This window comes from Yimella radicis, assembly GCF_054778255.1.
This window is the reverse complement of sequence record NZ_BAAGZR010000007.1, coordinates 23,531-38,642: the sequence shown is the minus strand read 5'-3', so window position 1 is coordinate 38,642 and position 15,112 is coordinate 23,531. Positions and strand designations below refer to the sequence as shown.

Below are 15,112 nucleotides of genomic sequence, written 5' to 3'. Positions count from 1 at the left end.
GGCTGGATCTGAATGAGTGCCCGAGTGCTTGTGGTGGACGACGACCCGTCGCTCGGGGAGATGCTCGGCATCATCCTGCGCGGGGAAGGGATGCAGGTCGCCCACTGCTCGACGGGGTCCGGCGCATTGGCGGCGTTCCGCGATGCCAAACCCGACATCGTTCTGCTCGACGTGATGCTGCCCGGTACCGACGGCGTCGAGGTCTGCCGACAGATCCGCGCCGAGTCGCACGTACCGATCGTGATGCTGACCGCCCGCACCGACACCACCGACGTCGTCGCTGGACTCGAGGCCGGCGCCGACGACTACGTCAATAAGCCATTCAAGCCACAGGAACTGGTCGCCCGCGTCCGTGCTCGGCTGCGCCGCGGCGACGAACCCGAGGTGGAGCAGCTCCGCCTCGGCGACCTCACGATCGACGTCGCCGGTCACTCCGTCGTCCGCGACGGCGCGCAGATCTCGCTGACCCCGTTGGAGTTCGACCTGCTGGTGGCGCTCGCGCGAAAGCCGTGGCAGGTCTTCACCCGGGAGGTCTTGCTGGAGCAGGTCTGGGGTTACCGGCACGCCGGTGACACCCGACTGGTCAACGTGCACGTGCAGCGTCTGCGCTCCAAGGTCGAGCGCGACCCCGAGCACCCCGAGATCGTCCTGACCGTGCGAGGAGTCGGCTATAAGGCCGGACCGAGTGCCTGACCTCGGCGAGCCGCACGCGCAGCAGTCCGCTGCTCGCCGGTGGTTCGCCGCGCTCGGCGCGGCTCTGCTCGCCACCGCGCGCAGCGTCCGACACTCCTGGCGTCGTTCTTTGCACACCCGCGTGGTCACCACGACCGCGCTCGCCGGCGCGATCGTGACGCTGGTGCTCGGCTCCTACATGTACCACCGGATCGCGACGGACCTGGTGGAGTCGCGGACATCGTCCGCCGAGGCCGAGAGCCAGAGCCGCCGCGCCGACGCGCAGGAGATCTTCGCCAGTACCCCGAACACCGACCTCAGCTCGTTGCGGCAGCTCGCCAGCGACATGGTTCAGCAGGTCAGTTCGCCCGGGGACGACCTGTCCCGCCGGGTCGTCTTCATGCAGGCGGCTGACAACACCGCGCAGCCGATCCCGAAAGTCTCCTCCGCGCAGGCGAGTCCGGAGATGATCCCTGAAGCGATCCGGACGGCGTTGAAGGACGACCCCGATCACCAACAGGTGCAGATCATCACCGTCCCGCAGCCGGACGGGGATTCGGTGCCGGCGGTGCTGATCGGTTCGCGGGTGTCGGTGCCGAACGCCGGCCCGTACGACCTGTTCTTCATCTTCCCGATGGACAACGAGGTCACGACGCTGAACATCGTCAAGGGCAGTTTCGCCGCCGGCGGTGTCGCCCTGCTCGCCCTGCTCGCCGCTCTCGCCTACCTGGTGACGCGCATGGTGGTGACGCCGGTGCGGTCGGCCGCGCACGTCGCCGAACGGCTCACCGCAGGTGCGCTCAACGAACGCATGCAGGTGTCCGGCGAGGACGACCTGGCCCGCCTCGCGACCTCGTTCAATGCGATGGCCGACAGCCTGCAACGGCAGATCCGACAGCTGGAGGATCTGTCCTCACTGCAGCAACGGTTCACCTCGGACGTCTCGCACGAGTTGCGCACGCCCCTCACCACGATCCGCATGGCCGTCGACATGATTCACGCGCACCGCGCCGACTTCAGCCAGCCGCTGTCCCGCTCGGCCGAACTCCTCAGCGCCGAACTCGACCGGTTCGAGGCACTGTTGTCCGATCTGCTCGAGATCAGCAGGTTCGACGCCGGGGCGGCTGCCCTCACCCTCGGGCCGGGCGACATGCGTGACCTGGTGGATCGCGTCGTCGACTCCGTCCAGATTCTCGCCGAACGCAACGGCACCGAGATCACCGTTCTCGGCAAGCGCGGCGTCGTCGTCCCGATGGACCACCGACGCATCGAGCGCATTCTGCGAAACTTGGTCACCAACGCGATCGAGCACGGTGAGCGCAAGCCGATCGAGATCGACATCGGTTCCAACTCCGGTGCCGTGGCAGTGACCGTGCGCGACCATGGTGTCGGGCTCGAACCCGGTGACGCTGTCCGGGTGTTCAACCGTTTCTGGCGCGCGGACCCGGCGCGTGCACGTACCACCGGAGGTACCGGCCTCGGCCTGTCGATTTCGCTTGAGGACGCCCGCCTGCACGAGGGCTGGTTGCAGGCGTGGGGATCGCCCGGTGAAGGCAGTTGTTTCCGACTCACCCTTCCGCGTCGGCCGGGTCAACCGATCGGTCGCTCGCCGCTGCCTCTGGCGCCCGACGACTCCCAGGTCGGGCGGGTCATGCCGGCCGGCAACTCACTCACCCTGGGCACGAATTCCGGGAGCCAGACATGAGCCGCGTCCTTCGTTCGATCCTGGTCGCCGTTGTCGCCTTCGTGCTGGCAGCATGTGCCGGCCTTCCGACGTCCAGCGATGTCGAGGCTCGTCGACCGATCTCCGACACACCGAGTGCACCCCCGGCCAATGTCGAGTTCTACGGACCGCGCAACAATGCCGACCCGGTCGAGATGGTGAAGGGGTTCCTGCGCGCCAGCGGCAGCGTCGATGAGGACTTCGCCGTCGCACGGCAATTCCTGACCACGGACGCCAGCCGCGGCTGGGCGCCCGGCGGACGTGTCGCGATCAACCAGGGTGAACGCGACTTCGCGGTCACACAGGTGGTCCCGGGCCACGTCTCGCTCACCGCGACGCAGTGGGCCGAACTCGACGCCGGCGGACACCTTCGTCAGTTGGCGGTGCCCCGCCACCGCACCGTCGACATCGGCCTCAAACAGGTCGACGGACAATGGCGCATCTCGCAACTGCCGGCCGACTTCGGACCGTACCTGTCGATGCGTGACTTCCGGGACCGGATGTACACGCCCTACACCGTTTACCTGGCCGAACGCCGCACCCGCACCCTCGTGCCCGACCAGCAGTGGTTCCCTCGCACCGGACTCGCTGCAGCCCTCGCCCGCGCCGTGCTGCGCGGTGCGCCGGAATGGCTGGCCCGGGCGCAGGGCACGACGCCCGACCTCAACCAGGTGCCGGGCGGTACGCGCCTCGCGGTCGACGCCGTCCCGATCGATCAGGACGGAGTCGCGACCGTCGACCTGACCGAGGGCGTCCGCACCGCCGACTCCGCCACTCGAAATGCGCTGTGGGCGGCGATGATGGCGACCTTGAACCAGGTGCCCAGGATCCACCGGGTGGCGATCACCGTCGGTGGTTCGCGTCTGGACACTCCTGATCTTCCGGACATGCCGGTCACGCCGACGGACGTCGGGTTCACCGTGCCGGCGACCAAGGACAACGGCGTGATCACGCGGTCGGGGCAGACGCTGCGATGGCGTGCCGACGCCGGCGCGGCGCAGCCACGTGGTCGAGTGCGACCAACTCTGCCGACATTGAACCGCAACTGGTACATGCTGGCGGCCGATGCCGACGGCGGACAGGTCGCGGGGATCAGCGGCGATCGCAAACTGCTCGGACGTTGGGTCAGTGGTGGCCAGGCCTACCAGGTTCCGGCGTTCGGACGACAATTGACGCGCCCGAGCTTCAACTCACTCGACGAGCTCTGGCTCGCCGGCCTGTCGTTGTCGAATGCGGGTCCCGACCGCGAAGTCTCCAGCGGCGCCGCTGTCTGGGTCATGGACACCACGAACTTCGTCGCGACGACGCGTGCTCAGGCGGTGTCGGTTCCCTGGTTGCGCGACGCGCAGGTGCTGTCACTGAAGTCCTCACGCGACGGCCAACGGGTGGCAGTCCTGACCCGGACGCCGAGGGGCGTCACCAAGTTGCTGCTCGCGTTCGTGATCCGGGATGCCAACGGCCAGGCCACGGCGTTGACCGAACCGATCGAGGTCGGGCAAGCCGTCAGCGATGTCAGCGATGTCGCGTGGGCCAACGACGTCACCCTTGCCGTCATCGGGCGAATGCGACCGGACGACGGTCAGCAGATCATCGAGGTGCCACTGAGCGGGTTCGTGAACCCGATGGGCGCCGTACCGGGTGCCGTACACATCGTGGGAACGGGCCGCGGCACCGGCGAACTGTTCGTCGTCACAGGCGATCCGGGCGTGCAGGAGCGCATCGGCGGTGGCTGGCGGCGCGTGCCCGGCGTCCTCGACGTGGTGGCACCGGGAAGCTGACTTTCCACACGCCGACAGTTGCTCGGCGTGTCGTCCACAGCGCTTGCTCGTCGCTCCGACGGCACGCGTGCATCGGGTTGGCTGGCCGCCATGCAGCGAATCACCCGAGCTCTGCGCCATGCGGCCTTCGGGCTGGAGCGATTGGGGGAACTCGCCGCGCCGCAGTCGTGTGGTGGATGCGGTCTGCGCCACCAGCGCCTGTGCGAGCCGTGTCGGGTGGGTTTCGAACAGCGTCTGGCTCAGCCCTCACTCGGTTGGGTCGAGCGCCCGCTGCCGGGTAGTCCGCCGTGCTGGTCCCACCTCGTCTACGAGGGTGCGGTCACGCGCATGCTTCCCGCGTTCAAGGACGACGACCGAATCGATCTGCTGCCACCGTTGGCTGCGGCGGTGCGGGCTGCCGTGGAGGGAGTCTTCGACCAGGAGCCTGCACTGGAGCGTGCCTTGCACACCGGTCGCCTGGTCGTCGTGTGTACGCCGTCGACAGCCGCGTCGGTGCGGTTGCGGGGTCGACTGCCGCTGCGGGACCTCGTTCGTCGAGCCCTCGAAGGGTCCTCGATGCAGGTGGCCCCGCCAGGCGCACTGCGCTTCGGTCGAGCCGTGCGCGACCAGGCGGGTCTCGGAGTGACGCAGCGGGCCCGCAATCTGTCGGGTTCGATGCGCGCCACCGACGTACAAGGGCGACTTTGCCTACTCCTGGACGATGTCATCACCTCGGGCGCGACCTTGGCGGAGGCAAGTCGTGCCTTGCGCGTCGCCGGCGCGGACGACGTGGTGGCCCTGACTGCTGCTGCTGCCGTGCTGCGTCGACGCTGACGATGCGTGCCGTGCTGACGGTCGACCAGGCGAAAACCGTTGGACCTCGTCGTTCTTCGTGTTCGTTTCGTTCCCGCTGCAGCGCTCTGTCTCACCGTCGTGACCGACTGGCGGACGGTGCGCGATGGGTGCGTCGATCTGTGGACGCGGCGTCCGCGGTGGCATAGCGTTGGGTCATGGAGAGGCCTTGCGAAATCTCAGTTCGCAGCCGGCCTTGTGTCGCCACCGGAAAGGCAGGTGGTTCATCAGGAGATCAGGACGCAGAAGTCCGCACGACACTCTTGTAGAACACGAGGAGATTCCATGGAGATCACCGTCACCGGACGTCACACGTCCGTGCCCGAGCGTTTTCAGCGCCACATCGAGGAGAAGCTGGCGAAGGTCAACCAGCTCGACCCGCGGGTCACCCGTTGTGAGGTCGTCGTTTCCCACGAAGCCAACCCACGCCAGGCCAAGGAAGCCGAGCGCGTGGAGATCACCTGCTTCGGCAAGCGGGCCGTAATTCGCGCCGAGGCCAGTGCCGATGACACCTACGCAGCGCTCGACCTGGCGACCACCCGACTCGGGGAGCGATTGCGCCGGCAGCACGACAAGCGCAGGGTGCATCGCGGCGGACGCAAGGCACCCAAGTCTGTGCACGACGCCACTGCACCGCTCGCAGACCTCGACCTGTCGCCCGCACAGGGTGGCGCCGAGCAGGAGCCACCGGTGCCCGAGTCGATCGCGAAGCTCGGCGGTGACGCAGACTGCCCGGTCGAGTTGCGCGAGAAAGTGCACAGCACGTCTCCGATGACGGTCGACAACGCGCTCAGCGCCATGGAAGCCGTCGGACACGACTTCTTCTTCTTCCACGACGTCGACTCCGACAAGCCCACCGTCGTCTACCGGCGGCGCGGTTGGTCGTACGGAATGATCACCCTGGACATTCAGGAGCAGACGGAGCAGAGCGCCTGACAAGTCGAGCGACGGGCGGCGGATCCCTGGCGGGTCCGCCGCTCCCGCGTACCGGGCTACGGGTTGTTGTCGGTGGCGCGGTCTAGGCTCGAACCGATGACCGACCAACCAGACCTCACGGCTGTCACCGAGACGCTCACCAAAGCGCAGGCGCGACGAATTGCGTTAGCCGCGCAGGGTTTTCACGACCGACGCCCGGAAGCTTTCGCGGCTTCGATGAGGCACGTGCAGCGAGTGATCGACCGGGTCGGCATCATCCAGATCGACAGCGTCAACGTGCTGGCGCGCAGTCAGTACCTCCCGCTGTTCTCCCGCCTCGGGCCCTACGACACCTCATTGCTCGATCGTGCTCGCGACACCGCGCCACGACGGCTCGTGGAGTACTGGGCTCACGAGGCATCCTTGATCCCGCCGACCACCTGGCCGCACCTCACGTTCCGAATGCGGCGTGCCGAGTCGGAGGCCTGGCGTGGGATGCAGTGTGTGGCCCACGAGCATCCTGAGGTGGTTGCTGCGGTCGAGACCGAGGTGCTGCGCTTCGGGCCGCTCACCGCGCGTCAGGTGGAGGCTCGCCTCAAGCACGATGTGCCGCGCAGCAAGGATCAGTGGGGCTGGAACTGGAGCTTGGTCAAGAACGCACTCGAGCATCTGTTCTGGGCGGGCCGGATCACCAGCGCCGGACGCACGACCCAGTTCGAGCGTCGGTACGCGGCAATCGAAACGGCCTTCCCGCCGGCAGCACGCGCGGCCGCCGGGCCTGAGGCGAGGCCGGCCGAGCAGGAGTCCTTCATCGAACTCGTCCGCATCGCTGCGCGGTCCCACGGCATCGGCAGCGAACTGTGCCTGCGCGACTACTTCCGGCTCAAGACCGAACAGGCCCGCCCCGCCATCGCGGAACTGGTGCGTACGGGCGAGTTGCGCCCGGTCGAGGTGCGCGGTTGGAAGCGTCCGGCATTCCTGTACGTCGATGCGGCTCGTCCGCGGCGGACCGAAGCCGAGGCCCTGCTGAGTCCGTTCGATTCGCTGGTCTGGCAGCGCGAACGCACGCACGACCTGTTCGATTTTCATTACCGCATCGAGATCTACACGCCGGCCGCTGATCGGGTGCACGGCTACTACGTGCTGCCGTTCCTGCACCGCGGCGAACTCGTCGGCCGCGTCGACCTCAAGGCCGATCGCAAGTCGAGCGTGCTTCTGGCACAACGAATTTCCTGGGAACCGGAAGCTTCACCGACCGCCGCGGAAGCGTTGATACGCAATCTGCGATCGATGGCCGACTGGCTCGAGCTCACCGATGTTGCGATGCCGAGCGACTGATCCTCGGTCAGTCGTTCCGTCGCTGCCGCTCGCGGTAGGCGGCAACGGCCGCGGCGTTGCTGCAACTGGGGGAGCAGAAGATCTTCGACCGGTTGCGGGTCAGGTCGAGCACGACGCCGTCGCAATCGTCCGCCTCACACACGGACAGTCGCGATAGCTCGTCGGCGCGGATGAAGTCGATCATCGCCATGGCCGTCTCGACCAGGATGCGCACATCCAGGGGGCGGTCGTCGGCCACGACGTGCAGGTGCCAGTCCAGGTCGTCGTGGCGCACCAGGCGGGGCTGCGTCTGCACCTGCGCGAGCGAGTCATTGACCAGTTGGGCCGCGCTGTCCCGATCGGCGGTAAGGATCGCGCGTAGTCGCGGACGCAGCGCGCGGACGGCATCCAGGTCTGCGCGCGTTCGTGGGGCCTGTCCGGTGTACCCCTCGCTGCGGTAGAACTCGTGCAGTTGTTCGAGTTCAGTCATGGTATCCGGCTCCGATGCCGAATTGACCAAGCGTACGGCGGCACGCAGGGCAGGCTCGGTGTCATGAGCAAAGCGCATGTTGACACCTTACATCCCGCCGTCCTACTGTCATGAGTCATGACCACCTTGACTCATGACGACACGCACGTCGCCCCAACCGTGAAGAACTCGCGTGGGTTGATGTTCGCCCTCCTGTCGGCGCTGACGTTCGGTGGTTCGGGAGCGCTCGGACGCGGACTCATCGAGCTCGGCTGGACACCCGGTGCCGCCGTGTTCTACCGAATCCTGGTCGCTTCGCTGGCACTCAGCATCCCGACCGCGCTCGCCCTTCGTGGACGGTGGCATCTGCTGCGCCAGGGCGCCCGACTTGTCGTCGCCTACGGCTTGGTCGCGGTCGCCGGCACGCAATTGTTCTACTTCAATGCGGTGCAGACCATGCCGGTCGCAATGGCATTGCTGGTCGAGTACGCCGCGCCGATCGCGGTGGTGGCGTTCCTGTGGGTGCGGCACGGTCAGCGTCCCTCCCGCACAACCGTTGTGGGGGCGGTGGTCGCGATCGTCGGGCTCGGGCTGGTTCTCGACCTGGTGTCGGGCGCGAGCGTCGACGTGGCAGGGATGACCTGGGCGTTGCTGGCGACGTGTGGTGCGGCGGTCTACTTCATCCTGTCTGCTCAGGAGACGCACCTGCCGCCGCTGGTTCTGGCTGGTGCCGGGCTGTGGGTCGGTGCTCTCGCGATGGGCCTCGCCTGCGCGACCGGAGTCGTGCCTTACGCAACGGCGACCGGCACCGTCGACTTCAGCGTCGGCGACGTCCCGTGGTGGATCGTGCTGCTCGTGCTCGGCCTGGTGACTGCTGCGCTCGCGTATGCGACCGGTATCGCTGCTGCCCGGGCGCTGGGCTCCCGGGTGGCCTCGTTCTTCGCGTTGATGGAGGTGCTGTTCTCGCTGATGTTCGGTGCGATCCTGCTCGGCCAGCAGCCCGGGCTCCTCCAGTTGGTAGGCGGCATTCTGATCCTCGGTGGTGTGGTGCTGGTCAAGCTCGGCGAGCCCGTCCCCGAACTCGAGCCCACCATCCCCGACCCCGTCTGACTCACCGAGTGGCTGGGCTATGAACCAGTGGCCGCCCTATAGCCCGGCCGCTTGTTCATAGCCCGGCCACTCGGTGAGCGCTGTGTATAAGTCTGACGGGGTCGCAAGCGAGCGGGCACCATCGCCGCATGGATGAGCCCGGACTGCCACCGCTGCTGGCCCGTTCCCGCGTCGAGTTGCTGCGGTGCTCGGACGACCCCTCGGACCTGGTGAAGGTTCGTCATAACCGGTACACCACGGCTGCCGGATGGGCCGCGCTCGATGATCGTCAGAAGGTCGTTTTGCGTGCGCACGCTGCACATGCGGAGTTGGAGGGACCGATCTTCTCGCACAGCACAGCTGCTGCATTGCAACGGATCCCGCTGCTCGGGCAGTGGCCGGAGCACGTCGAAGTGCGATCGGCAGACGATACTCGCGGACGCGCCCATTCGACTGTTCGGCATCGCTGTCAGACCGACCCGAGCACCGTGAAAGTTGATGGTCTTGTCGTCACCTGTCCCGCTCAGACGGCGATCGACATCGCCCGTCTGAGCGGGCTGGCAGCCGGCGTGGTTGCAGCGGACGACGTACTTCGGCGGGGACTGGCCTCACGTGGTGATCTTCAGTCGTGCTGGCAGGCAATTCCGCGCGGTGGTCGGGGGCGGCGGATCGCACAACTCGTGGTCCAACTGGCCGACGGTCGATCCGAGTCACCGGGCGAGAGTCTCAGCCGAGTTCGTATGTATGAGAACGGATTTCCGAAGCCGGAACTTCAGCACCGGGTCTTCGATCACATGAGCCTCGTCGGCGTCACGGACTTCTGGTGGGAGAAGCTGCGATTGGTCGGTGAGTTCGACGGGAAGCTCAAGTATCAGCGTGACGACGGCGCCGGCGATGCGGACGCCCTGCTGGCCGAGAAGGTGCGTGAGGATCGCATCCGAGGTACCGATCGTCGCTTCGCCCGCTGGGTATGGAGCGATGCGCGACCGGCGGGGGCGGAAGGAATGTGCACGCTACTGGTCGCGCGCGGACTCGTACCTGACCACAGCGCCTGGTTCTGACTACCGAGTGGTCGGGCTATGAACCGGTGGCCGCCCTATAGCCCGGCCGCTTGTTCATGGCCCGGCCACTCGGTCAGTCAGGGCCAGGCGTTCGAAGCGCAGGCGGTCGACGACGCGGCCGTCGCCCAGCGGCTCGGTCAGGCTGTCTCGTCCGGTCTGCCGGAAGCCCGTCCGCCGCGCCACTGCGATCGACGGCTCGTTACCTTCGGCCACATTGATCGAGAGCCGTCTCAGCGCGAGACCTTCGGGTGAATAGGCATATCTTGCAGCAGCATTCACCGCTGCGACGGCCAGGCCGCGACCGCGCGCGTCCGGGTGCACCCAGTAACCGAGCTCGCCCGACCGGGTGCGCTGATCGATGTTCTGGACCGTGACACAGCCGAGGAACTCATCGCCGTCCGGTGCGCAGATCGCCCACCGCTGCCGGTCGGCGGTGACCTGACGTTCTCGGCTGAGCCACTCGCGCGTCTGCTGCAGGGTGCGGTCGGCGGGCCCGTCCAGCCACAGCACCCAGGACGGATCGACGGACGCCTCGTGCGCGCGGTCGAGATCGGACGGCTGCAGCGGACGCAGCCGCACATCATCGGTTCGGACCGGGTGCGGCAGGCGCTCGTCGACCGTGCAATGGCGCTCGGTGGCAAGCAGTTCGAAGTACGCGCCGTCGGTCACCGACCCGTCCGCGTTTGTGTAGGCCTGATGATCGGCGCCCCACTGACGAAAGCCCGCCGTCATCAGGATCTTCTGCGAGGCGATGTTGTCCAGGTCGGTGGCGGCATGGATGCGGGTGAGACCCAGTTTGTCGAAGCCGTGGTCGAGGACGGCAGGGAGTACCTGCGCGATGACCCGTCGTCCGCGCGCGCTCTGCCACAGCCAGTAACCGACCTCGGCGTTGCCGGTGGTGCCCGCTCCGATGTCGAACAACCCGACGTTGCCGAGCGGTTCGCCGCTGTTGGCGTCCTCAATGCACCAGTTGAGCGACGTGCCCCGGTCCAGCCCGAGACGGTGGCGACGCATGAAGTCGGGGAAGGTCTGCTCGGTCGGAAGTTCATTCGCCATGAATCGCCGGGCGTCGGGGTCGGTGACCTGCTCCGGACGTGGAGTGTCGGCGTCCGTCCACTCACGCAGCACGAACCGCTCGGTGCGAAGCGTGGGGATCGAGAAGGGTGCAATGCGCCCGGTAGCGCGATCGTCGGACGCCAGGAGTTCGAAGCTGATCGCGCCGGAATGCGGTCGGTCGTCGTGGGCCAGCGCAGCCCGCTCGGTGGCGCACTCGTTGAAGCCGGCCCGTCGCAGCGCACGCTGCGAGGCACCGTGGTCCTCGTCCGTGCCGGCGTACAGACGGTGCAGACCCAACCCACCGTCGACGCCGGCAGGATCGGTCCGATCGGCGAAGGCATGCGGGATGAGCAGGTCGAGAGCCTCGGCCAGCACTCCGCGTCCTCGGGCCGACGGGAGCAGCCAATAGCCGACCCACCCCGTGCCGCGGATGAAGTCGACGTCGAGGCGGGTGACCTGGATGTGGCCGAGGAGTTCACCGGTCACTGCATCGGCGATGCACCAGAAGACACCCTCGCCGATCGCCATCCGCCGACGCCGGTCTCGCAGCCATCGCGGAAAGTCGCCGGCTTGCGGCTGCATGTCGGCGTTGAAGCGCTGCGCGATCTCGTCCGGGCCGCCCGGCAACTCCTCGTGGTCCCGGTACGGACGCAACACCACGCGCTCGCCGCGCAGCAGCTTCGCCTCCCACCACGGACGTGCTGCACGGTGCTCCCGCCCGAGCGACAACCCCCATTCGGCGCGAGTGAGCGAGCCCAACCAGAGGTTGTCCGAGTCACCGAACGACCTACGGTGCATGTGGCGCCAGACGCCGTCGAAGGCGAAACCCGCCGCCCAGACCGCGCGCCAGGACGCGAAGTTGCCGGCGCCGCAGCGCCAGGTGACGGCCAACGCGTCCAGAGCGTCGAACGCGTGATCGACCACCAACCGGACGGCGCGGGTCATCACCCCGCGCCCGCGCAGTCCAGGGTGCATCGAGTAACCGACCTCCCACGTCCGCGAGCCCCGAGGGTGCAGGTTGATCCCGCCGGCGAACTGCCCGTCCACCTCGATCGCCCACACCGGGTGCACCGGATCGGCAGCCCAGTTGATCGCGACCGAGTCGAGGAACTCCTGCGCCTGCTGCGGTCCGTAGGGATCGGGGAGCGAGATGAACCGCCGCGACCGCTCGTCGTTCGCGAATTCGATGATCCGGTCGACGTCGCCGGGGTGGTGCGCTCGCAGCGTCACGACGTCGTCGGAGAGCGTCGGGACGTCCGCCGGGAAATTGACCATGTAACGAGCCAATCAGAACGCGGCGATGGGATCCTCCGATTAACTTCGCCCGTTGGTGCAACAGGCGAGGATCGGACGCCACCGAATCGTCATTGCGTCGCCCATTAGTCTTGGTGGGTCTGTACACGAACGAGGAGCAACAGTGCCGAAGGTAGTCGAGAAGGTCCTGCGGGCCGGTGAAGGCCGCACGCTGAAGAAGCTGCAGGGTCTCGCGGCGCAGGTGAACCTGCTTGAGGACGACTTCAAAGCGATGACCGACGCGGAGTTGCGAGCAGAAACCGACAAGTTCAAGGAGCGCCTGGCCGACGGCGAGACGCTCGATGAGCTGTTGCCGGAAGCGTTCGCCGCCGTTCGCGAGGCGAGCGTCCGCACGCTGGGCAAGCGTCACTTCGACGTCCAGCTGATGGGTGGCGCCGCGCTGCACCTCGGCAACGTCGCCGAGATGCGCACCGGTGAGGGCAAGACCCTCGTGGCGACCCTGCCGAGCTACCTCAACGCGTTGTCCGGCAAGGGTGTCCACGTCATCACGACCAACGACTACCTGGCCGAGTACCAGTCCGAGCTGATGGGACGCGTGCACCGCTTCCTCGGCATCGAGACCGGGTGCATCCTGTCCTCGATGACGCCTGACCAACGTCGCGCCGAGTACAACAAGGACATCACCTACGGCACGAACAACGAGTTCGGCTTCGACTACCTGCGCGACAACATGGCGTGGAGTTCCACCGAACTGGTGCAGCGCGGCCACAACTTCGCGATCGTCGACGAGGTGGACTCGATCCTCATCGACGAGGCGCGCACCCCGTTGATCATCAGCGGTCCGGCCGACGAGGCCACCCGCTGGTACACCGAGTTCGCCAAGATCGTCGAGCACCTCACCTGTGCGCCGAAGAAGGCCGGCGAGAACAAGCCGGGCGATGGCGACTACGAGATCGACGAGAAGAAGAAGTCCGTCGGCATCATGGAGTCGGGTATCGAGAAGGTCGAGGACCTCCTCGGTATCGACAACCTCTACCAGGCCGAGAACACCCCGCTGATCGGTTACCTGAACAACGCCATCAAGGCCAAGGAACTGTTCAAGAAGGACAAGGACTACGTCGTCAAGGACGGCGAGATCCTCATCGTCGACGAGCACACCGGACGCATGCTCTCCGGCCGTCGCTACAACGAGGGCATGCACCAGGCGATCGAGGCCAAGGAGGAGGTGGAGATCCAGAACGAGAACCACACCATGGCCACGATCACCCTGCAGAACTACTTCCGCATGTACGACAAGCTCGCCGGCATGACCGGTACGGCCCAGACCGAGGCCGCCGAGTTGCACCAGATCTACAAGCTGGGCGTCGTGACCATCCCCACCAACAAGCCGATGGTCCGTAAGGACCAGGCCGACCTGATCTACCGCACCGAAGAGGCGAAGTTCCGCGCCGTCGTCGACGACATCGTCGACCGCCACCGCGAGGGACAGCCGGTCCTGGTCGGTACGACGAGCGTCGTGAAGTCGGAGTACCTCTCGGAACAGTTGCGGCGCAAGGGAGTTCCGCACGAGGTCCTCAACGCAAAGTTCCACGAGCAGGAAGCCCAGATCATCGCGCAGGCCGGCCGCAAGGGCGCCGTCACGGTCGCGACGAACATGGCCGGTCGAGGCACCGACATCATGCTCGGCGGTAACCCCGAGCACATCGCTGTCGCCGCGCTGAAGCGCAAGGGTCTCGACCCGGAGCAGACGCCCGAGGAGTACGAGGCTGCCTGGGACGAGGCGCTCGCGAAGGCGGAGAAGGCGGTCGAGCAGCAGCACGAGGAGGTGCTCGAACTCGGAGGCCTGTACGTGCTCGGCACCGAGCGCCACGAGTCGCGCCGTATCGACAACCAGCTGCGTGGTCGCGCCGGCCGCCAGGGCGATCCGGGCGAGAGTCGCTTCTACCTGTCGTTGCAGGACGACCTGATGCGCCTGTTCAACGCCAGCATGGTCGACCGCTTCATGCAGACCGCGAAGATCGAGGACGAGGTCCCGATCGAGTCCAAGATGGTCAGCCGCTCGATCCAGTCGGCGCAGACCAGCGTCGAGGCGCAGAACTTCGAGATCCGCAAGAACGTCCTGAAGTACGACGACGTGCTGAACCGGCAGCGCGAGACCTTGTACAAGGAGCGCCGCCGCATCCTCGAGGGCGAGGACCTCGAGCCCCAGGTGCGTCACTTCATCAACGACGTGGTGGACGCGTATGTCGACGGAGCGACCGCGCAGGGCTTCTCCGACGACTGGGACCTCGACGAACTGTGGTCGGCGTTGCGCGACCTCTACCCGGTCTCGATCACGATCGAGGAGATCGAGGACGAGGTCGGCGGCCGAGCCGGTTTGAACCGCGACATCCTCGTGCAGGAGATCCGCTCCGATGTCCACCACGCCTACGACACCCGCGAGAAGGCTTGGGGCGCCGATGTGGCTCGTGAGGTCGAACGCCGCGTCATGCTGTCGGTTCTGGACCGCAAGTGGCGCGAGCACCTCTACGAGATGGACTACCTCAAGGAGGGCATCGGCCTGCGCCAGTTCGCCCAGCGTGACCCGTTGGTCGAGTACCAGCGAGAGGGTTACCAGCTCTACTCCGCGATGAACGACGGGATCAAGGAGGAGGCCATTCAGAACCTCTTCCACGTCGAGGTCGACCCGGACGAGGTGCAGGCATCCCTGCCGGAGAAGACCAACGAGAAGCTCACGCTGACCGCACCGGGCGAGGACGGCCAGGCGCACCAGCACGAGATCACGGACGACGGTCGTGTTCTCGATGACGAGGACGACAGCCAGTTGCCGCGTGCGCAGCGCCGTGCCAACGCGCGCAGGGCGAAGAAGGCGAAGGCATCTTCCCAGAAGTGACCTGCACGATGAAGGCGGCCGTCCCTCTGGTCGGCCGCCTTCGTCTTTCGTTGC

The 15,112-nt window shown here is 66.8% G+C and carries 11 protein-coding genes; 9 read left to right on the top strand and 2 right to left on the bottom strand.

Annotated elements, in window-relative coordinates; genetic code table 11:
- Positions 1 to 12: 12 nt before the first annotated feature.
- The 6 genes from mtrA (at position 13) to ACYU8W_RS04735 (ending at position 7,257) form a co-directional block, all read left to right on the top strand.
- Entirely contained in the window at positions 13 to 693 is a 681-nt protein-coding gene (gene mtrA / locus ACYU8W_RS04760) for an MtrAB system response regulator MtrA (RefSeq protein WP_129625770.1), read from the top strand.
- The gene (mtrB, locus tag ACYU8W_RS04755) at positions 686 to 2,377 is read left to right on the top strand and encodes an MtrAB system histidine kinase MtrB (RefSeq protein ID WP_499467071.1); all 1,692 of its coding nucleotides are present in this window, start codon (positions 686 to 688) and stop codon (positions 2,375 to 2,377) included. Before mtrA ends, mtrB begins: the two co-directional genes overlap by 8 nt.
- Positions 2,374 to 4,173, top strand: coding sequence for an LpqB family beta-propeller domain-containing protein (locus ACYU8W_RS04750; protein WP_499467069.1), 1,800 nt, complete (start codon positions 2,374 to 2,376; stop codon positions 4,171 to 4,173). The genes mtrB and ACYU8W_RS04750 overlap by 4 nt, the downstream gene beginning before the upstream one ends.
- A 27-nt stretch (positions 4,174 to 4,200) precedes the next feature.
- A complete protein-coding gene (locus tag ACYU8W_RS04745) occupies positions 4,201 to 4,986 on the top strand; it encodes a ComF family protein (protein ID WP_499467067.1) in 786 nt (261 codons plus the stop codon).
- 303 nt (positions 4,987 to 5,289) lie between these two features.
- A complete protein-coding gene (gene hpf / locus ACYU8W_RS04740; RefSeq protein WP_129625766.1) occupies positions 5,290 to 5,940 on the top strand; it encodes a ribosome hibernation-promoting factor, HPF/YfiA family in 651 nt (216 codons plus the stop codon).
- A gap of 96 nt (positions 5,941 to 6,036) precedes the next feature.
- Positions 6,037 to 7,257 (top strand): winged helix-turn-helix domain-containing protein, encoded by a 1,221-nt coding sequence (locus ACYU8W_RS04735; RefSeq protein WP_499467065.1) that lies wholly within the window; start codon positions 6,037 to 6,039, stop codon positions 7,255 to 7,257.
- Positions 7,258 to 7,264: 7 nt separating this feature from the next.
- Here ACYU8W_RS04735 and ACYU8W_RS04730 read toward each other — a convergent pair whose 3' ends face one another.
- On the bottom strand, positions 7,265 to 7,804 hold the full coding sequence (locus ACYU8W_RS04730; RefSeq protein ID WP_499467063.1) for a CGNR zinc finger domain-containing protein: 540 nt from the start codon (positions 7,802 to 7,804) through the stop codon (positions 7,265 to 7,267).
- A gap of 39 nt (positions 7,805 to 7,843) precedes the next feature.
- Here ACYU8W_RS04730 and ACYU8W_RS04725 point away from each other — a divergent pair, with 39 nt between their 5' ends.
- Positions 7,844 to 8,815, top strand: a complete 972-nt coding sequence (locus ACYU8W_RS04725) for an EamA family transporter (RefSeq protein ID WP_499467061.1) — start codon at positions 7,844 to 7,846, stop codon at positions 8,813 to 8,815.
- A gap of 128 nt (positions 8,816 to 8,943) precedes the next feature.
- The gene (locus ACYU8W_RS04720) at positions 8,944 to 9,855 is read left to right on the top strand and encodes a hypothetical protein (RefSeq protein WP_499467059.1); all 912 of its coding nucleotides are present in this window, start codon (positions 8,944 to 8,946) and stop codon (positions 9,853 to 9,855) included.
- A 54-nt stretch (positions 9,856 to 9,909) separates the two neighbouring features.
- Here the strand turns inward: ACYU8W_RS04720 and ACYU8W_RS04715 are convergent, their stop codons facing one another.
- Positions 9,910 to 12,186, bottom strand: coding sequence for a GNAT family N-acetyltransferase (locus ACYU8W_RS04715; RefSeq protein ID WP_499467057.1), 2,277 nt, complete (start codon positions 12,184 to 12,186; stop codon positions 9,910 to 9,912).
- 142 nt (positions 12,187 to 12,328) lie between these two features.
- Between ACYU8W_RS04715 and secA the strand changes: the two genes are divergently transcribed.
- Complete coding sequence (gene secA / locus ACYU8W_RS04710) at positions 12,329 to 15,058, top strand: preprotein translocase subunit SecA (RefSeq protein ID WP_499467055.1); 2,730 nt, start codon at positions 12,329 to 12,331, stop codon at positions 15,056 to 15,058.
- The last annotated feature ends 54 nt before the right edge of the window (positions 15,059 to 15,112 follow it).